Here is a 16,053-nt window from a genome sequence, read left to right on the forward strand (position 1 = left end):
CGAAGTTCGTACTATTTCAAGTGCGGCGGCACGTGCGGTTCGATCGCGGCGTACATCAACTGGTGCATCTTCGGATTGCCGGTGATGATGTTTCCGGATTGTAAGTATTTGTCGTTAAAGGAGAAGTCGGTCGCGACGCCGCCGGCCTCCTGAACCAGCAACACGCCGGCCGCGATGTCCCATTCCTTGACGCCGATTTCCCAATACGCATCCAGGCGGCCGCAGGCCACGTAGGCCATGTCCAGCGCGGCCGCGCCGGCGCGGCGGATACCGGCAGAATCGGCGCAAACGGCGCGAAACATGCCCAGATAGGGTTCTATATTTTCCATGGTTTTAAACGGAAAACCGGTGCCTATCAGCGCGCCGCGCATCGAATTTTGTTTGGTGACGCGGATGCGCCGGTTGTTTAACATCGCGCCGCCGCCGCGTTCGGCGGTAAACAACTCGTCCCGAACCGGGTCGTAAATCACGCCCAATTCCAGCTTGTTCTTGTTTTTTAACGCGATGGACACCGCGTACTGAGGAAAGCCGTGTAAATAATTGGTGGTGCCGTCGAGCGGATCGATGACCCAGACGTAATCGTTACCTTTGTGCTCGCCGCTTTCCTCGGCCAGAATGGCGTGCTCCGGGAAGGCAGCCCGTATGATTTTAATGATTTCTTGTTCGGCGGCTCGGTCGACTTCCGAGGCGTAGTCGTTGCGGCTTTTTTGGTTGACAGCGAGTTTCTCGATGTTTTGCGACGAGCGTTGGATCAAATCGCCGGCACTCCGCGCGGCGCGGACGGCTATGTTAAGCATCGGATGCATGGGAGCGGATTGGTAATGAGCAGTTGGAAAACCGCGATAGAATAACAAATGTTTTGTTAGAATCGCCGGTTTTTTAGTCGGCCGGGGAATGGATGTTGTTGTCGAATTTTAAGGTCGTGTTGGTGGAAACCTCGCATCCCGGCAATATTGGCGCCGTGGCGCGAGCGATGAAAAACATGGAAATGTTTGAATTACGCTTGGTGGCCCCCAAATATTTCCCTCATGCGGATGCCACGGCTAGAGCCTCGGGGGCCGACGACGTGCTCCGGCGCGCCGAAGTCTACACCGGCTTGAGCGAGGCGATAGCCGACTGCCAATTGGTGTTGGGGGCCAGCGCGCGCGATAGAACCATCAGTTGGCCGACCGTGGTAGCCAGGGAAATGGCCGAACGCTGGGGTGGAGCGGCGGCGGCCGATCAAAATGTCGCGCTGGTGTTCGGCCGGGAAAACTCCGGTTTGACGAACCAGGAGCTGGATCTTTGCCATTACTTGCTGAGGATTCCGTGTAACCCGGACTACAGTTCATTAAATCTCGCGGCGGCCGTGCAAGTCGCTTGCTATGAATTATACGTCGCCTCCGGACGCCAACACCGGAGTGGAGTCGGCGATCAAGGAGAGGAGCCCCTGGCCAGCGCGGAACAAATGGAAGGATTTTACGAGCATCTGTTGCAGACGATGGCAGATATCGGATTCCTGCATCCTGAACGCTCAAGATCCATCATGCGCCGTTTGCGACGCCTGTTCAACCGCGCCCAACTCGACACCAAGGAGTTGGATATCTTGAGAGGCATTTTGCGCTTCTCGCAAAACCATAACGCTAAGTGAGCCCACAATGTTTGCCAGACTCAAAGAAGACATCCACTGTGTGTTCGCCCGCGACCCCGCCGCGCAGTCGGTTTTCGAAGTCGTCACGACCTATCCGGGATTTCATGCGGTGTTGATCCACCGCTGCGGCCATTGGCTGTGGCTGAACGGTTTTCGCTGGTTGGCCAGGTATTTGTCGTTTTTGGCGCGCTGGTTAACCGGCATCGAAATTCACCCTGGAGCGAAAATCGGGCGGCGGTTTTTCATAGATCACGGCATGGGCGTGGTAATCGGCGAGACTGCGGTGATCGGTGACGACTGCACTTTGTACCACGGCGTGACCTTGGGTGGCACCAGTTGGAGCAAGGGCAAGCGACATCCGACCTTGGCGAATGGCGTAGTGATTGGGGCTGGCGCCAAGGTTCTAGGCCCGATTGAGATTGGCGAAGGTGCCAGGGTGGGTTCTAATTCAGTCGTCGTCAAGTCGGTGCCGCCGGGGGTTACCGTGGTTGGGATTCCGGCGCATTTGATTGACTCGAAGTCCAAGCAACGGGCCAATCGCGACGCGATGGCTCAGAAAATGGGTTTCGATGCCTATGGTGCGACCGGCGACATGCCGGACCCGATCGCGAACGCCATCAACCTGATGCTGGATCACATTCACCAATTGGATAAGCAGGTGGAAGAAATGCGCGAGCGATTGCGCGCCTCCGGTGTCGAATGTAGAGAACAAGCCGCGTCGAATTTGCAGGCTTGCGAAATCAAGGATCAGCAATGAAAGATCCTTTGTTTGGCTGTGTTGAGGATTTGTCTTAATGATTTTAAGAGACATTAAGAAAGCATTGCAGCCCCTCTTGCACACGCCACTGCATCCGCAGTGGTTGGTTTGTGGCCGTAATCTCAAGTTGATCGAGTGGTTGAAAGGCTTCGGGGGCGATGGCATTGTGTTGGATATCGGTTGCGCCGGTTGTTGGCCCGAGCGATTTTTGCCGGGGAATTGCCATTACGTTGGGCTCGATTATCCTGAAACCGCAACGGAGTGGTACCGAACAGCACCGGATATATTTGCCGACGCCGGCCGGCTACCGATTGCGACAAAGAGTGTCGATGTCGCGTTGTTGCTGGATGTCCTAGAGCATTTGGATTCTGTCGATCATGCGATTGAGGAAATCGCCAGGATTTTAAAGCCCGGCGGTCGGTTATTGATTCAAGTGCCTTTTCTGTACCCACTGCATGACGAACCACGCGATTTTACGCGGCTTAGCCGACACGGTATTTCTAATCTTCTTCAACGCTACGGGTTGGTGGTTGAACAATGCTTAGCGGTCGGTACGCCAATGGAGACCGCCGGTTTGCTCACAAACATCGCGATCAGCAAAGTCGCCTGGGATTGGGTTTCGAGGAAAAGTCCTTTAATGCCATTGATTCTGGTGATTCCGTTTTTCGTTGTAATCATCAACCTGGCAGCCAAAGTTCTCTCATGGCTGGCTTACGACAACGATTTTATGCCTTTCAGTTATCAAGTTTCGGCTAGCAAGCCTCATTAAATGTGCCTTGAGTTTCGGAGAGTAGACTGCCAAAAATGCATTCTTATGTAGAATACTTGACCGTTTTACTGGGTTTATTTATAGTCGCGTTTACAATAATCATTAATTTGTAAGGGGTTTACCATGCGGCTAACTACTAAAGGACGTTATGCAGTGACGGCGATGTTGGATTTGGCGTACCACAGTCAGTCCAACCCGGTGACGCTGACTGATATCGCGACCCGTCAAACCATTTCGCTGTCCTACCTTGAACAATTGTTCGCGCGCTTGCGCAAGGCCGGAATGGTCAAAGGCGTGCGTGGCCCAGGCGGCGGCTATACCTTGAGTCGCAACGCTCGCGAAATCAATATCGCGGACATCATTGAGGCGGTCGACGAGCCGGTTGATTCCACTAAGTGCGGCGGCAAAGCAAATTGTCACAATGATCAGCCTTGTCTGACGCATGATTTGTGGATGGGGCTCAGCGAGCAGATTCGCGAATATTTGAAGGAAATCAGCCTTGGCCAGTTGTTGGAGCGTGACCTGGTCGGGGAAGTCGCAAAACGCCAAGCTCGGCAGGTTGAGCACGTCATTGATATGCAGCCGATCAAGGAAAAACTCAGCGCTTAATGATTTATTTCGATCACAACGCGACCACGCGTTGCGACGAACGAGTGTCTGAAGCCATGCAGCCGTACCTGAATGCGATGTACGGCAATCCGTCCAGTCTTTACAAGCTTGGACGCATGGCACGAAGCGCGATCGACAGTGCGAGAAATCAAGTCGCTGCTTTGGTGGATGCCGAGCCGGACCAGATTGTCTTTACCAGCGGCGGCACCGAGGCAAACGCATTAGCGCTGGTGAATGCTTGGGAGTGCGGCTTGGCGATCTCTGCAATCGAACACCCGTCGATCTTCGAAAACGCCGACCATCACCGGCGTCTGTTTCGTGATGTGCAGGTTTTGCCGGTCAGTGCTAGCGGCACCGTGAAAGTCGATGCGATAACGGCGATGACTTGGCAATCCGGCGATTTGGCGTCGCTGATGCTGGCCAATAACGAAACCGGTGCAATCCAGCCGGTGGCAACGATTGCCGATCTATTGGCGGAGCGCGGTGTGGCGGTTCATACCGACGCCGTGCAGGCCCTCGGCAAGATGCCGATTTCGTTTCGGAAATTGGGCGTGAAGTTAATGAGTCTTTCCAGCCATAAAATCTACGGGCCTAAGGGGTGTGGAGCCTTGGTGGTTGCCGCCGATTATCACTTTCGTGCTTGGCAGCGGGGTGGCGAACAGGAGTCCGGGCGACGAGCCGGTACCGAGAACGTTGCCGCGATAGTCGGTTTCGGTAAGGCCGCCGAGCTGGCGAAAAAGGAACTGGATCAGCGCATTGGGCGGGTTCGGGAACTTAGGCGGCGTCTGGAGGCCGAATTAAGCAAGGTCCCTGGCGTCAAAATATTTGCCGAACACTCGGACCGCCTCGCGAATACTGTTCAGTTCGGCATCGCCGGCGTCAACGGCGAAATGTTACTGATGCATTTAGACAAACTCAATATCGCGGTGTCGAGCGGATCGGCCTGTTCGGCTGGCTCCGAGGTCATCAGTCCGGTGCTGACTGCGATGGCTGTCGAGCCGTTGTATGCCCGGTCCGCGATTCGGGTTAGCTTGGGTAAAGACAATAACGAAGCGCAAATCGACGAATTTATTGCCGGCTTAAAGTCGGCGCTTGCATTGAATCGGGAGTACTAATTATGACTGTTCAAGTCACGGAAAACGCCGCCAAACAAATTCGCAAACAGCTCGAGAAGCGTGGTTCTGGGCTAGGGTTGCGGCTGGGTGTGAAGGCTTCGGGGTGTTCGGGCTACGCCTATGTGTTGGATTATGCCGATCAAGCCGAGGCTGACGAGTTGGTTTTCGATCAGTTCGGTGTCAAACTGTTGGTCAAGCGTATTGATTTAGATAAATTGGACGGTATCGTCCTGGACTACGTTCGGGAAGGCTTTAACGAAACCTTTAAATTTTTGAATCCCAACGTCAAGGCCACGTGTGGTTGCGGTGAAAGCTTTGCCGTTTGAGCGATGCGCTAAAAACGTTCTGGAAGGTGTTTGTTTTTCCGGTATTGCTGATTGAGCGCAATTTGGAGTACCAAGTGCGTTGCTTTTCGATGAGTTTGATTCAGCCGAAAAAATTTTAGTCCAAAGTTCAAGGAATATTTTCTAAAGCTGACCCCTTTCGGGGGTAAAGCGCCCGCGCACTTGGGCGGGCGCTAGAAGCGGCGTTATTTCATGTTAGCGCCGCAATTACCTTCCATTTTTTTGCCTTCGGCGGCTTTGTCCCCGGATGCCGCAGGTTTGTTTCCGGCGCATTTGCCTTCGGTAGCGGTTTTGTCGGGGGTTTTCTTCATCATTGCGGCGCCACATTTGCCTTCACCGCAAGAGCCATCCTTCATTTTATCCGCCGCCGCGTCGGGTTTGGCTTCAGCAGTGAGCATGTACCCTGAGCCTAGATCGGTTAAAGCGAACGGATTGCTCTCGGCTTGTGCCGCATTCATACCCAAGGTTGGCAACAGGGATGCGCCGATGGCGATAGCGAACGGGGTTTTATGGATTTTTTTCATATAGTCTCCTGGAAAAGTCGATACATATTAAGCGGTTGTTAAGTCAAAACCCGCATTGTCGGCGCAAGCTTATTTAGTAATATCACAAAAATGCCCGGTAATGTAAAGACGGGTTGGCGAGCTCTATTAGCGATATACTGCGCGCTCAACAGGTTAAGCTAACGTTCGGACATTTCGATTCTGACATGAAACCAATCACGCAAATTCAACTGCTGGGTTCCGAAGTGCTGCGTCGGCAAGCGCAGCCTGTTGATGATTTTTCCAGTAGCGAGTTCCACGAATTATTAGAGGAAATGCAGTCGGCAATGCTCGCCGAAGGCGGTGTGGGAATCGCCGCGCCACAATTGGGGGTGTCGCTGCAAGTTTTGATTATTGCGTCGCGGCCGACACCGCGTTATCCGCGGGCACCGGAAATGGCGCCATTGGTGATGGTCAATCCTGGGTTCGAAGTACTTAATGCCGAAATGCGCAAGGATTGGGAAGGCTGTTTGAGCGTACCCGGTATTCGTGCGCTCGTGCCGCGTTATCAATCCATTGATGTTCGGTATCGCGACGTTTATGGCGCCTCTCAACGCCTGGCGTTGCGTGACTTTCCGGCCAGAGTGTTTCAGCACGAATTCGATCACTTGTTGGGTTTGGTCTATTTGGATCGGGTCGAAAACAATCGGGATATCATTTCCGAGGCAGAGTTTTTCAATCGAGTAGCGGTGCAAGGTGAGTGATGAGAATAATTTGGATGATTTTCGGCTGGCTGACGAGCGTGTGTGTCTGGGCGGCAACGCCGTTGTCGGTTAGCGAAGTTGCTCCAGGGGTTTACGTACACTTGTCCGCGCACCATTGGCCGGATCGAGCCAACCATGGCGAGATCGCCAATATCGGGTTTATCGTCGGCGACAAATGCGTGGCGGTGATCGATAGCGGTGGTAGCCCTCGGCAGGGAATTGCCCTGCGCGACGCGGTCAAACAACTTACCGATAAACCGATTTGCTATGTGATCAACACCCATGTGCATCCCGATCACATCTACGGCAACCTTGCCTTCAAGGACGAACCGGGCGTGCGTTTCGTCGGTCATCACAAACTGGCGCGGGCCATGGCGACCCGCGGCGAGCATTACCTGAGTCGGGCTGAAGAGGTGCTGGACATCCACGTCAATCAAGACAATATCATACCCCCGGACTTGCAGGTCAAGGATACGATGACCTTGAACCTCGGGAATCGTGACCTTGTGCTGACAGCTCATCCAACGGCGCACACCGATAACGATCTTAGCGTGTACGATAAAAACACAGGCACTATGTGGCTAGCCGATTTGTTGTTTTTGGAGCATATTCCAGTCATTGATGGCAGTATCAGGGGCTGGCTAGCCGAATTGGAAAGATTGGAGCATCGTCGCTATCGCTTGGTGATTCCAGGACATGGTCGCCTGGTTAACGATTGGCCTGCGGCCATGCAGCCGGAAAAACGGTATTTGGCCGAACTGTCCGACGAGCTAAGAGCGATGATCAAGCAGGGCAAAACATTGGAGCAGGCGGTGTCTTCGGCTGGATTGGCCGCAAAAAGCCGTTGGCAATTGTTCGAACAGTTCCATCGCAAAAACGTTACCATCGCTTTCGCCGAGCTGGAATGGGAAGACTGATTGATTACCTGGGGAGATTTAAACCATGCATTATGTATCTCGATTGGCGGCCGCGTCGATTCTGTTGATTTCGTCGGTTAGCGTCCACGCGGAAGGCGACGACCTGACTTGGAATACGGTGTTGAAAGACCAGTTTTTCGCGGGCAAGAGCATTGAAGAAAGCTCGGACGTTATCGAGCTGGAAGCGCCGTATCGTGCCGAGGATCCGGCGATCGTGCCGTTGAAAGTCACGAGTAAGATTCCTCAGGCCAAAGACAAGTTCGTCAAAAAAATTTGGTTGTTCGTCGATAAGAACCCGTTTCCATTTGTTGGCGAATTCGAGTTCTTCCCGGAGAGCGGTAAAGCCGATTTGGCGATGCGGGTCAGGGTCAATACCTATAGCAACATTCGCGCGGTTGCACAAACCAGCGACGGCAAGTTCACGATGACTAAAAAGTTCGTCAAGGCCAGCGGTGGCTGTTCGGCACCCATTGGAGCCGATTTGGACGAAGCGCTTAAGCGGATCGGCAAGGTTAAATTCCGTTTGGACGGAGGCGTGCAAACCGGGCAACCGACCTTGGCTCAACTAATGATCAGTCATCCGAATCTGACCGGCATGCAGATGGATCAGGTGACTCGCTTCATCCGCAAATCGCAGTTTGTCGACCAATTGAAGGTCAGTTTCAATGACAAGCCGGTGCTGAACGCTAAGATCGACATTGCAATTAGCGCGGACCCGAATTTTCGTTTTTATTTCGTCCCCGATAAACCGGGCGAATTGAAAGCGGAGTTTTCCGATATTTCTTGTGAGTCGCCGACCAGTCGAAACGTCTGTAGCAAAGGGACCAACTATGTCCAAAGCTATCAGGTAAGTCCTTGAGTCCGCTGATTCGCGCGTTTGTGTTGGTTGGAGTGTCGTCGATAGGCCTTGTTGTGTCCGTTGATGCGCTGGCGATGCGTTGTGGGCATAAATTGGTCCGAATTGGTGACCACAAAGCCGATGTTTTGGCGAAGTGCGGTGAGCCGGATGGTGTGGAAGAGCGCACTGCCGTGCGCGGTACACGGTTTCGCCATCCTTACGGTGCATTGGAAATCGATCAATTCGAAGAAGTCGTTATTGAGGAATGGACCTACAATTTCGGGCGTAGGAAGTTTCAGCAACTTCTGGAGTTCGAAAACGGCGAATTAAAAAATATCCAAGATCTCGGGTATGGGTATTGAGCGAGATACGATTCCGACTTCAACGGCCGCAGGCTAGTCTACGAATTCGGGGTGGCAGAATATGTACGACGCATTTCCGCCTGCTTGGTTGGGGTAGCTTACTCGTGCTCGGATGCGAGCCACGTCTGTTTAGAAGAGAAGACTGTCCGAGAGCCTTGCTTCTTTGAGCGAGCCGCTAAACGACGCGAACCAAAGCTCTGCTTATTTTTGGTAAAAATCTGCCGCATTTTTTCGGCAGGTTGTGGATCGTGTCGTTTGTGGCCGCCATCTTGCCGGACGTTGAGCCAGGCATAGTAATCACTGGTGTTCCCTGCTCACTTCACTGAGCGCGGTCCCGGAGATGTCTTCTGTTGTGCTTGAATAAATCCGTGCATTACTCGGCTTCTTTCCCAAAGAAGACGGCGGCCTCTTTTTATATCTCGCGCGCCATGCGCAGTTCTGATAGCGTTTAAACAGACTCTAAGCTGCATTGACGTCAAGCTGGGGTGTAATAAGGCTTTCCTTTTTTTAAAAAGAGACTATAATTGTCGATTCGAGTATGTTGCAGTAACAAAGCACAATTGGACATGTAGGGAGATAGTATGCTTATCTTGACCCGTAGAGTGGGAGAGACCTTGATGATTGGTGACGATGTGACTGTTACAGTTCTCGGGGTGAAAGGCAATCAGGTTCGTATCGGCGTTAATGCCCCTAAGGACGTTTCGGTTCACAGGGAAGAAATCTACGAGAGGATCAAGAAAGAGCAATCCGAAGCGAGTAACGCGGAGAGTTGATAGAGTTTTAGGAGAGATGGCCGAGAGGCCGAAGGCGCTCCCCTGCTAAGGGAGTATGGGCCAAAAGCCCATCGAGGGTTCGAATCCCTCTCTCTCCGCCACTAAAATAAAAATAAGTTGTAATTTATTTTAAAATCATTGATAATAAGCGGCTCAAATAAGCGCCCGTAGCTCAGCTGGATAGAGTACACGGCTACGAACCGTGCGGTCGGGAGTTCGAATCTCTCCGGGCGCGCCATTTGAGTATTGGTATTACCGAATTAATCCCCTGTAGCTCAGTCGGTAGAGCGGGTGACTGTTAATCACTAGGTCGGCGGTTCGAGCCCGTCCGGGGGAGCCAAATAAATCAAGGGCTTAGATAGAAATATCTAAGCCCTTTTTTATTGCGTGGTCACTTTTATGGTCACTTTGTTTTTCACTCAAAACCGAAAAAAAATTTCGTGCTTGATCGAAAAACATACGGCACCCAACGACAACCAAGGATTGAATGCATCTCTAAAGCATCAAAGTGTTCCGACATCTTCTTTCTTTACCCTCCTTTCATAAAATTCTTTAATTTGGCTTGCAAGCCACATTTGTGGATTTCGAATTACTGGAGGTGGAACATCGCCAGCCTTCCTCATTCGCCAAAATTGGGTCCGAGTCACACCTAATTTTTCAACCATGTCGTTAATTTTCAGGAATTCCTTTTCTTTTGCCGTCGAATTTTGCTCGGATTCAATATTCACTGGATACCCTGATTACAAAGAGTTGTTACATACGCCACAGCGTTCAACCAGATCTTCTCTTGCGTTCAACAGTACCCAGGCACGACAATGTGGACATGTTGAGACCTGCACTTTTTTATCCTTGATGTCCTCAGACACAACCCATGCCGCTGAAAAATCGAGGTTTCCGAATGGGTAGGAATGTTTATAGGCGTCAAATGCGGTTATCACTGTTTGAATTTGATCATCGACCAACTTACTTGCAGCCGCCCGATAGCAAACCGCAAACAGCGTAACGTCTTTATATTTGCGCCTACTTCCAGTCAACCCGCGTGTTGAAAACTTGATTGAACCTCGGCTGGGCGAACGTCCATGCAATTGTCGATAGGTTTGTCTTAATGGCTTGATGGGAATGCCGGTCACTTGATGCACGATTTTCACCTTGGCATGGCGTTTCAGCAGTTCAATGGCTAACGTTTGCTGTTGATATTTTTTCAGCATAGACCACCCTCTCAGCAGATTGAGCCGGTTAAACCAAGCATGGCTTCCACTATCGGCGGCTGTTCTTTATTGATGTTCATCAGGAACTGACTGGAAAACCGTGGAGTAAAGCAAAGCCAATTGGAGCGAGCGATAAACTGAATGTCCTCCAAAGACAAATGACCGAGTGCTGTTCGCATGGCGTCATCCGTAATTCCCAGCACCAATTCCGTCAATACTGGATTTTCCCGCGCGATTTCCCTGGCCTTGATCAGCCAGGTTTGGTTCATATCGAAAACCTCTTCGTCGCACCCTTGGTGATTGACCTCTGAAAGTTTGTCGAAATAGTCGTCCAAGTTTTTAAAAGCAGACTGCATCAGCTTTTCATTGGCGTCATTCAAATTAATGACCATGAGTTTCGATTTCAAAAAATCGGCGCCAAACTCAGTAATCAGAGGAAAAAATAATTCCCGACAGAATCCCTGGGTAATTGTGCGGACGCCCTTAAAATCAATGGTCAATATTTGATGATTGGCAAAGCACTCGCGTGCGAGACGAGCCAGGTTTTTGCCATGTAAGGGCTGAGGTATTTGGGAATCAGTGGCTGTAATGACAGTAATATGCATGCGACTTCTCCTTAGTAGCGAATGGATGGTCTCGAGGCGGCAATGGATGTGTTCAAATTGGTTTTTTTGACTTTGCAGAAACCCAGCGTCGTCTTCCTGAACGATCGGTCCAAACATTGCATATTGGGCATTGGCTGAAGGTTGCGTCAGGGTGAATCATGCTGAGGTGGCGCGCGCTGCAATATGCGCAAACAGTGAATATCAAATCGCCGGCCAAGAGCATGCTCATTAAAGACCACGCTCTGTTTATGTCTAACGTGAACTGTTGTGCTGCAGGAGATATTCCTTTTGGCTCGGTTAATATTTTCGATGCGATGTTTTTGTAAATGCTATAGGCGTCAACCAAGGCCTGAGCTGAAGAATGCTGAATTGATAATCGCCGCCGAATATCATCGAGAATGCCTAAAAATAGCGACGCGTGAATATTGCGATTGGTTGACTGAATGACCCATTGATGATCATGAGGAAGCATGCCTTGTTTGGGCGGGTATCCTTTTACTGATTTATACAAGTCGATACTCTGTTGGCGTGACAACCGACAAAGTTGACTCACGATGGGAGGACGAGCGCCAAGCTGAATCAATTGTTCGGCTAAAACCAGGTAATTGGCGAAATCTGATGCTTTTTTAAATGGCACTGTCTTCATTTGTCCATCTCGGAATACAAGGTTGAAATAATTCCACGTAGGTGCCCATGGCAAGGCCACTTGGAACGAAGACCGGCAACAATTGAATGACTGCTCGGCTACTTTCAGCTTGTTCCCGAAGATGCTCCAAAGTCATTTCTGCGAGTTTTTCTATGCGGTCTTTATCCAAGCCAAATCGCCATGCTGTTTCTGCCGGGTTGCTGCGGGCGCATTCCCGGGCTAGCATGAGATATTCGAAATTTAATCGGGCAAGATCTTCATCCAGTGTTGACATAGACGCCTCTTAGTTGATTAACGGCTGTTGTCGATATGCTAGGCAGGTAATGCTCAAATGTCCCGGTCGCAAAGTGACCCGTTTTGGGTCACAAAGCTCCGGAGCTCCCGACTGATATGGTCTGGTATTGTTCAAATCAATTGGCTTCTTCAACAGCCGATTCTTTTTTCGATATGTGGACTGCCAAGTTGATAACGCTAGGCTTTTTGCATGTCTTGCAGAATTGATGATCCCGAAATTCTTCTAACTTCTTTCTGCTTATCAGAGGCTTTGCCCACGGTAAATGGAGCCGTAATTGGAGTTGGGTCTAATTAAGTACGTTTCAAAATCATTTTTCTTCGCTCATATCGCTTTGGTTATTGGGGGCATTGTTATGAATCGGCTGTTTGCTAACCATACCGTTACTGTCGGTGGCCTAGTTTGGGGGTGGTGCGAGGGATTCAGTACTTGATTGACTGGGTGGATAACGAGCCAATCGATGAAAAATGCCACCGCATATCGCGCGCGTTAGCCAAAGAGTCGTTAAATAAGGCGGATTTCGAAGAATCGAAGCGACGGTTCACGGAGGATGAAATCGTCGCTGCTGGTGGACGCTCCATCGGAAGTTCTGATTCAAAAAAATGGATCGACTGAGCCGGGGTATTGAAAAAATATTGCGAAACCCGCGAGCCGAAAATCTTAGAATTTGCCCGTAAACGAGGACTTTTCCACAATCAAAACCGGAGCGTAAATGCGGATTCCAGTGATCGTGAACACGATAAAGAACAGAACGATACATTTCATTTGCCCTATGACTAGCTGCGGCATATAATCGCCACTGGTTTTAAGGTTCCCGCTTTTCGCGGGTGAAACTGGAAGTCGGTTAAATGCCGACGCTGCCCCCGCAACGGTAGGTGATTCGTCACGAGCCCGGAGACAGGCCTAAAACTGTAGTCAACAGTATTGCGGAGGGCGATCTGTCAAATCGGTTTTTTAGGTTTGTCTTTCCCTCTGTTATTCCGTCCACCTTATTCGGAACAGACAACCATGAAAACACTCGCCGCATCCCCCGTCATTTCCTCCGCAAAAATTCTGCCCGGCTTGGGTGCCATCGTTTTGGGCTTGACCATCGTTTTAGGTCTGGGTTTTTTGCAGGATGCCAATAACTACCTACATAACGCCGCCCACGACGGACGCCACAGCGCAGCCTTTCCATGCCATTAACATGGCGGATTTTCGTAAGCTGGTCGCCATCTCGTTACTGGCGGGGATATTGGCTGGCCTGTTACTCAGCGTACTGCAACACTATCAAACCCTGCCGTTGATTTTGGCCGCCGAACAGTTCGAAACGCCCTCGGCTGAGCATGTGCATGACTGGCAGCCCATGGATGGATGGCAACGTAACGGCTTTACCTGGCTGTTCAATGGTTTGACTGGCTTCGGCTTTGCCTTGTTGATTAGTGCGTCGATGTACTGGCGGGATCAACGCGGTTATCTGTCTGGACTCGGCTGGGGTTTAGCCGGTTATCTGGTGTTTTTTGTCGCGCCGTCGCTGGGATTGCCGCCGGAGTTGCCCGGCACCGACAGCGCCGAATTGCATAGTCGCCAAGCGTGGTGGCTGTTTACTGCGGCATCTACAGCCATAGGTTTGTTCGGGCTGATGTTGACCAAACAACGCGGGCTGCAAATCGGCGGCGTTAGCTTGCTGGCTTTACCGCATTTGATCGGCGCGCCGCACCCGGAAGTCGCCCACGCCTTGGTCCCCGAAGCATTACAACAGCATTTTGTGCTACTGACATCCATCAATAACGCCTTATTCTGGCTGGTCTTGGGTGCCCTATCGGGCCGATTGCTGCGCAAAGTGACATTTCAATGATGAGTGCCGCTGCAACACGTCATTGTCCGGCGATATTGATCAGCGCCCCTGCCTCCGGGCAAGGCAAGACCACCATTACCGCGGCCCTGGCCTATCATCATCGCCAGCAAAACCGTAAGGTGCGCGTCTTCAAGACTGGCCCGGATTTTATCGATCCACAAATTCTCAGCTTTGCCTGCGGACAGCCGGTCTATCAACTGGATTTATGGATGATGGGCGAAGCGCATTGCCGGGAGATGCTTTATCGCGCAGCTAGCGAGGCGGACATCATCTTGATTGAAGGTGTGATGGGCCTGTTCGACGGCGACAGCAGCAGCGCCGATTTGGCGCAGACACTCAGCACACCGGTGGCCGTTGTCATCGATGCGGGCGGCATGGCACAAACCTTTGCCGCCGTGGGGTATGGATTAGCCCATTATCGAGCCAACTTGCCGTTCGCTGGCGTTATCGCCAACAAAGTCGGCAGTCCCGGTCATGCCAAACTGCTGAAAGAAGCGTTGCCGGAAAACATGCCCTTATTGGCAGCGATGGCGAAAGACGATGGCGTAGGCTTGCCGTCGCGACACTTAGGCTTACTGCAGGCCGATGAAATCGGCGATCTCGATCTTCGCCTGGCACGCGCCGCCGAATTATTGAACAGCCTTGCGCCGTGCCGATTGCCGGAACCCGTCGCATTCGCGCCGATCACCACCACAGCGTCGCCACCGTTACTAACCGGCAAACGCATCGCCGTGGCTCGCGACGCCGCGTTTTCGTTTATCTATCAGGCCAATCTGGATTGCTTGATGGCGATGGGCGCTGAACTGAGGTTTTTCTCGCCGCTGACCGATTCGGGATTACCTGAAGCCGACAGCATCTATCTGCCCGGTGGTTACCCGGAACTGCATCTGCAAACATTGGCAAACAATGTTGCCATGAAACAAGCCTTGCAGGCCCATCATCAAGCCGGTAAGCCGATTTACGCCGAATGCGGCGGCTTTTTATATTTGTTGGAACGTTTGACCGATCAAGACGGCCACGCGGCCGCGATGGCCGGACTGTTATCCGGTAGCGCGCAGATGCAAAAACGGCTGGTAAATCTGGGCATGCACAGTTTGCAGTTGGAACAAGGCGAAATTCGCGGGCACAGCTTCCATCACTCGCAACTGGAAACAGCGCTGCAGCCGTTCACTGAATCCAAGCCGCAACGCAATCGTAGCCGTAGCGAAAACTTTTACCGGGTGGGTTCGCTGCAGGCTTCCTACCTGCACACTTATTTTCCGTTCAACCCGCAGGTCGCGGCTGGATTTTTTCTATGAGCAGTGATCCGAGTCAATCGAAAGTCTGGTTTGTCGGCGCTGGTCCCGGCGACCCCGATTTAATCACCGTCAAAGGTCGCGACTTGATCGCCAAAGCGGATGCCATTTTATTCGCGGGCTCGCTGGTACAGGCCGCTGCGACGCAATGGGCACCCAGCACATGCGAGATCAAAGATTCCAAAGACATGACCCTGGAGCAGATTAGCGACTGGCTCATCGCACAAGCTAGGCCCGGAAAAATAGTGATTCGCTTGCAAACCGGCGACCCTGGTTTGTATGGTGCGTTGATTGAAATGGTGCAACCACTGGATGCCGCCAACATTGCCGTCGAAGTGGTGCCGGGCGTGTCGTCGGCGTTCGCGGCTATGGCCTGCGCGGTGGAAAGCCTGAGCTTACCGGAAGTCACGCAAACCGTGATTTTGACCCGCGTCGAAGGCCGCACGCCGATGCCGGAGGGTGAATCCCTGCAGGAACTGGCCAGCCATCACACCACGCTGTGCCTGTTTTTATCGATTACCTTGTTGCCCACGATCGAACGCGAATTAAAAGCCGCCGGTTGGGCGGATGATGCCCCGGTCTTGGTGGTCCACAAAGCCAGCTGGCCGGGCGAGCAGCAAATCATCCGCGGCACCTTGGCCGACATTCGCCAACGCTGCCGCGATGCCAAAATCAACAGTCAGGCCATGATCGTCATCAGCCCCACCTTGGGCGCGCGGCACTGGCCATCGTTAAAAAAATCCAAACTTTATGATGCCGGTTTTACCCATCGTTTTCGCCGCGCCGAGCGGCTTCAGTCTCAGGAATAAG

The 16,053-nt window shown here is 52.0% G+C and carries 23 protein-coding genes, 3 tRNA genes and 1 riboswitch; of the genes, 19 read left to right on the forward strand and 7 right to left on the reverse strand.

Annotated features, from left to right (window positions below):
• Nucleotides 1-11: 11 nt before the first annotated feature.
• The gene (locus tag A1355_RS14435) at nucleotides 12-806 is read right to left on the reverse strand and encodes an inositol monophosphatase family protein (protein ID WP_064029340.1); all 795 of its coding nucleotides are present in this window, start codon (nucleotides 804-806) and stop codon (nucleotides 12-14) included.
• A 95-nt stretch (nucleotides 807-901) separates the two neighbouring features.
• Between A1355_RS14435 and A1355_RS14440 the strand changes: the two genes are divergently transcribed.
• The 6 genes from A1355_RS14440 (at nucleotide 902) to A1355_RS14465 (ending at nucleotide 5,206) form a co-directional block, all read left to right on the forward strand.
• Nucleotides 902-1,630, forward strand: a complete 729-nt coding sequence (locus A1355_RS14440) for an RNA methyltransferase (protein ID WP_064029572.1) — start codon at nucleotides 902-904, stop codon at nucleotides 1,628-1,630.
• 7 nt (nucleotides 1,631-1,637) lie between these two features.
• Nucleotides 1,638-2,387: a serine O-acetyltransferase gene (gene cysE, locus A1355_RS14445; RefSeq protein WP_064029342.1), complete on the forward strand. Its 750-nt coding sequence runs from the start codon at nucleotides 1,638-1,640 to the stop codon at nucleotides 2,385-2,387.
• A gap of 37 nt (nucleotides 2,388-2,424) precedes the next feature.
• Entirely contained in the window at nucleotides 2,425-3,156 is a 732-nt protein-coding gene (locus A1355_RS14450; protein WP_082885553.1) for a class I SAM-dependent methyltransferase, read from the forward strand.
• A gap of 123 nt (nucleotides 3,157-3,279) precedes the next feature.
• Nucleotides 3,280-3,765 (forward strand): Fe-S cluster assembly transcriptional regulator IscR, encoded by a 486-nt coding sequence (gene iscR / locus A1355_RS14455; RefSeq protein ID WP_064029346.1) that lies wholly within the window; start codon nucleotides 3,280-3,282, stop codon nucleotides 3,763-3,765.
• On the forward strand, nucleotides 3,765-4,880 hold the full coding sequence (locus A1355_RS14460; RefSeq protein ID WP_064029349.1) for a cysteine desulfurase family protein: 1,116 nt from the start codon (nucleotides 3,765-3,767) through the stop codon (nucleotides 4,878-4,880). The genes iscR and A1355_RS14460 overlap by 1 nt, the downstream gene beginning before the upstream one ends.
• A gap of 2 nt (nucleotides 4,881-4,882) precedes the next feature.
• Nucleotides 4,883-5,206 (forward strand): HesB/IscA family protein, encoded by a 324-nt coding sequence (locus A1355_RS14465; protein ID WP_064029351.1) that lies wholly within the window; start codon nucleotides 4,883-4,885, stop codon nucleotides 5,204-5,206.
• A gap of 203 nt (nucleotides 5,207-5,409) precedes the next feature.
• Here A1355_RS14465 and A1355_RS14470 read toward each other — a convergent pair whose 3' ends face one another.
• Complete coding sequence (locus tag A1355_RS14470; RefSeq protein ID WP_064029353.1) at nucleotides 5,410-5,748, reverse strand: hypothetical protein; 339 nt, start codon at nucleotides 5,746-5,748, stop codon at nucleotides 5,410-5,412.
• Between the two features lie 185 nt (nucleotides 5,749-5,933).
• On the opposite strand from A1355_RS14470, the gene def reads away from it, so the two are divergent.
• The 8 genes from def (at nucleotide 5,934) to A1355_RS14510 (ending at nucleotide 9,700) form a co-directional block, all read left to right on the forward strand.
• Nucleotides 5,934-6,470: a peptide deformylase gene (gene def / locus A1355_RS14475; RefSeq protein ID WP_064029355.1), complete on the forward strand. Its 537-nt coding sequence runs from the start codon at nucleotides 5,934-5,936 to the stop codon at nucleotides 6,468-6,470.
• Nucleotides 6,470-7,387 carry a quinoprotein relay system zinc metallohydrolase 2 gene (locus A1355_RS14480; RefSeq protein ID WP_064029357.1) on the forward strand — a complete coding sequence of 306 codons (918 nt, stop codon included), beginning with the start codon at nucleotides 6,470-6,472 and terminating at the stop codon, nucleotides 7,385-7,387. The genes def and A1355_RS14480 overlap by 1 nt, the downstream gene beginning before the upstream one ends.
• Before the next feature lie 25 nt (nucleotides 7,388-7,412).
• Nucleotides 7,413-8,246 (forward strand): quinoprotein dehydrogenase-associated SoxYZ-like carrier, encoded by an 834-nt coding sequence (locus A1355_RS14485; RefSeq protein WP_064029359.1) that lies wholly within the window; start codon nucleotides 7,413-7,415, stop codon nucleotides 8,244-8,246.
• On the forward strand, nucleotides 8,243-8,587 hold the full coding sequence (locus A1355_RS14490; protein ID WP_231883677.1) for a DUF2845 domain-containing protein: 345 nt from the start codon (nucleotides 8,243-8,245) through the stop codon (nucleotides 8,585-8,587). Before A1355_RS14485 ends, A1355_RS14490 begins: the two co-directional genes overlap by 4 nt.
• A 581-nt stretch (nucleotides 8,588-9,168) precedes the next feature.
• On the forward strand, nucleotides 9,169-9,360 hold the full coding sequence (gene csrA / locus A1355_RS14495) for a carbon storage regulator CsrA (protein WP_064029361.1): 192 nt from the start codon (nucleotides 9,169-9,171) through the stop codon (nucleotides 9,358-9,360).
• 10 nt (nucleotides 9,361-9,370) lie between these two features.
• Nucleotides 9,371-9,461: transfer RNA gene (locus A1355_RS14500), tRNA-Ser, on the forward strand.
• A 60-nt stretch (nucleotides 9,462-9,521) separates the two neighbouring features.
• Nucleotides 9,522-9,598, forward strand: a tRNA-Arg gene (locus A1355_RS14505).
• 26 nt (nucleotides 9,599-9,624) lie between these two features.
• Nucleotides 9,625-9,700, forward strand: a tRNA-Asn gene (locus A1355_RS14510).
• Nucleotides 9,701-9,863: 163 nt separating this feature from the next.
• Here the strand turns inward: A1355_RS14510 and A1355_RS25280 are convergent.
• The 5 genes from A1355_RS25280 to A1355_RS14520 are packed head-to-tail and all read right to left on the reverse strand — an operon-like array spanning nucleotide 9,864 to nucleotide 12,093.
• Nucleotides 9,864-10,088, reverse strand: coding sequence for a helix-turn-helix transcriptional regulator (locus tag A1355_RS25280; protein WP_157197898.1), 225 nt, complete (start codon nucleotides 10,086-10,088; stop codon nucleotides 9,864-9,866).
• 12 nt (nucleotides 10,089-10,100) lie between these two features.
• The gene (locus tag A1355_RS24650; protein ID WP_082885554.1) at nucleotides 10,101-10,568 is read right to left on the reverse strand and encodes a FlhC family transcriptional regulator; all 468 of its coding nucleotides are present in this window, start codon (nucleotides 10,566-10,568) and stop codon (nucleotides 10,101-10,103) included.
• Between the two features lie 11 nt (nucleotides 10,569-10,579).
• Nucleotides 10,580-11,173, reverse strand: a complete 594-nt coding sequence (locus A1355_RS14515) for an STAS-like domain-containing protein (RefSeq protein ID WP_064029363.1) — start codon at nucleotides 11,171-11,173, stop codon at nucleotides 10,580-10,582.
• A 52-nt stretch (nucleotides 11,174-11,225) separates the two neighbouring features.
• Complete coding sequence (locus tag A1355_RS24655) at nucleotides 11,226-11,819, reverse strand: FlhC family transcriptional regulator (protein ID WP_082885555.1); 594 nt, start codon at nucleotides 11,817-11,819, stop codon at nucleotides 11,226-11,228.
• Nucleotides 11,800-12,093: a flagellar transcriptional regulator FlhD gene (locus A1355_RS14520; protein ID WP_064029365.1), complete on the reverse strand. Its 294-nt coding sequence runs from the start codon at nucleotides 12,091-12,093 to the stop codon at nucleotides 11,800-11,802. The genes A1355_RS24655 and A1355_RS14520 overlap by 20 nt, the downstream gene beginning before the upstream one ends.
• A gap of 447 nt (nucleotides 12,094-12,540) precedes the next feature.
• On the opposite strand from A1355_RS14520, the gene A1355_RS14525 reads away from it, so the two are divergent.
• From A1355_RS14525 to cobM, 5 genes are all read left to right on the forward strand, one after another.
• Nucleotides 12,541-12,726: a hypothetical protein gene (locus A1355_RS14525; RefSeq protein WP_216614753.1), complete on the forward strand. Its 186-nt coding sequence runs from the start codon at nucleotides 12,541-12,543 to the stop codon at nucleotides 12,724-12,726.
• Between the two features lie 176 nt (nucleotides 12,727-12,902).
• A riboswitch (cobalamin riboswitch) is annotated at nucleotides 12,903-13,033 on the forward strand.
• 86 nt (nucleotides 13,034-13,119) lie between these two features.
• Nucleotides 13,120-13,296 carry a CbtB domain-containing protein gene (locus tag A1355_RS24660; RefSeq protein ID WP_082885556.1) on the forward strand — a complete coding sequence of 59 codons (177 nt, stop codon included), beginning with the start codon at nucleotides 13,120-13,122 and terminating at the stop codon, nucleotides 13,294-13,296.
• Nucleotide 13,297: 1 nt separating this feature from the next.
• Nucleotides 13,298-13,948 carry a CbtA family protein gene (locus A1355_RS14530; protein WP_064029369.1) on the forward strand — a complete coding sequence of 217 codons (651 nt, stop codon included), beginning with the start codon at nucleotides 13,298-13,300 and terminating at the stop codon, nucleotides 13,946-13,948.
• Nucleotides 13,945-15,246, forward strand: a complete 1,302-nt coding sequence (locus A1355_RS14535; RefSeq protein ID WP_331710122.1) for a cobyrinate a,c-diamide synthase — start codon at nucleotides 13,945-13,947, stop codon at nucleotides 15,244-15,246. The genes A1355_RS14530 and A1355_RS14535 overlap by 4 nt, the downstream gene beginning before the upstream one ends.
• On the forward strand, nucleotides 15,243-16,052 hold the full coding sequence (gene cobM / locus A1355_RS14540; RefSeq protein WP_064029373.1) for a precorrin-4 C(11)-methyltransferase: 810 nt from the start codon (nucleotides 15,243-15,245) through the stop codon (nucleotides 16,050-16,052). Before A1355_RS14535 ends, cobM begins: the two co-directional genes overlap by 4 nt.
• Nucleotide 16,053 lies beyond the last annotated feature (1 nt).

The organism is Methylomonas koyamae, from assembly GCF_001644025.1.
Taxonomy (GTDB): domain Bacteria; phylum Pseudomonadota; class Gammaproteobacteria; order Methylococcales; family Methylomonadaceae; genus Methylomonas; species Methylomonas koyamae_A.

Coding starts and splice junctions, on each gene's coding strand:
- def (WP_064029355.1), top strand. CDS start 5,934: ATGAAACCAATCACGCAAATTCAACTGCTGGGTTCCGAAGTGCTGCGT.
- A1355_RS14470 (WP_064029353.1), bottom strand. CDS start 5,748: ATGAAAAAAATCCATAAAACCCCGTTCGCTATCGCCATCGGCGCATCC.
- cysE (WP_064029342.1), top strand. CDS start 1,638: ATGTTTGCCAGACTCAAAGAAGACATCCACTGTGTGTTCGCCCGCGAC.
- A1355_RS14465 (WP_064029351.1), top strand. CDS start 4,883: ATGACTGTTCAAGTCACGGAAAACGCCGCCAAACAAATTCGCAAACAG.
- A1355_RS14520 (WP_064029365.1), bottom strand. CDS start 12,093: ATGTCAACACTGGATGAAGATCTTGCCCGATTAAATTTCGAATATCTC.
- A1355_RS14460 (WP_064029349.1), top strand. CDS start 3,765: ATGATTTATTTCGATCACAACGCGACCACGCGTTGCGACGAACGAGTG.
- csrA (WP_064029361.1), top strand. CDS start 9,169: ATGCTTATCTTGACCCGTAGAGTGGGAGAGACCTTGATGATTGGTGAC.
- A1355_RS24650 (WP_082885554.1), bottom strand. CDS start 10,568: ATGCTGAAAAAATATCAACAGCAAACGTTAGCCATTGAACTGCTGAAA.
- A1355_RS14515 (WP_064029363.1), bottom strand. CDS start 11,173: ATGCATATTACTGTCATTACAGCCACTGATTCCCAAATACCTCAGCCC.
- cobM (WP_064029373.1), top strand. CDS start 15,243: ATGAGCAGTGATCCGAGTCAATCGAAAGTCTGGTTTGTCGGCGCTGGT.
- A1355_RS24655 (WP_082885555.1), bottom strand. CDS start 11,819: ATGAAGACAGTGCCATTTAAAAAAGCATCAGATTTCGCCAATTACCTG.
- A1355_RS14480 (WP_064029357.1), top strand. CDS start 6,470: ATGAGAATAATTTGGATGATTTTCGGCTGGCTGACGAGCGTGTGTGTC.
- A1355_RS14450 (WP_082885553.1), top strand. CDS start 2,425: ATGATTTTAAGAGACATTAAGAAAGCATTGCAGCCCCTCTTGCACACG.
- A1355_RS14530 (WP_064029369.1), top strand. CDS start 13,298: ATGGCGGATTTTCGTAAGCTGGTCGCCATCTCGTTACTGGCGGGGATA.
- A1355_RS14485 (WP_064029359.1), top strand. CDS start 7,413: ATGCATTATGTATCTCGATTGGCGGCCGCGTCGATTCTGTTGATTTCG.
- A1355_RS24660 (WP_082885556.1), top strand. CDS start 13,120: ATGAAAACACTCGCCGCATCCCCCGTCATTTCCTCCGCAAAAATTCTG.
- A1355_RS14535 (WP_331710122.1), top strand. CDS start 13,945: ATGATGAGTGCCGCTGCAACACGTCATTGTCCGGCGATATTGATCAGC.
- iscR (WP_064029346.1), top strand. CDS start 3,280: ATGCGGCTAACTACTAAAGGACGTTATGCAGTGACGGCGATGTTGGAT.
- A1355_RS14435 (WP_064029340.1), bottom strand. CDS start 806: ATGCATCCGATGCTTAACATAGCCGTCCGCGCCGCGCGGAGTGCCGGC.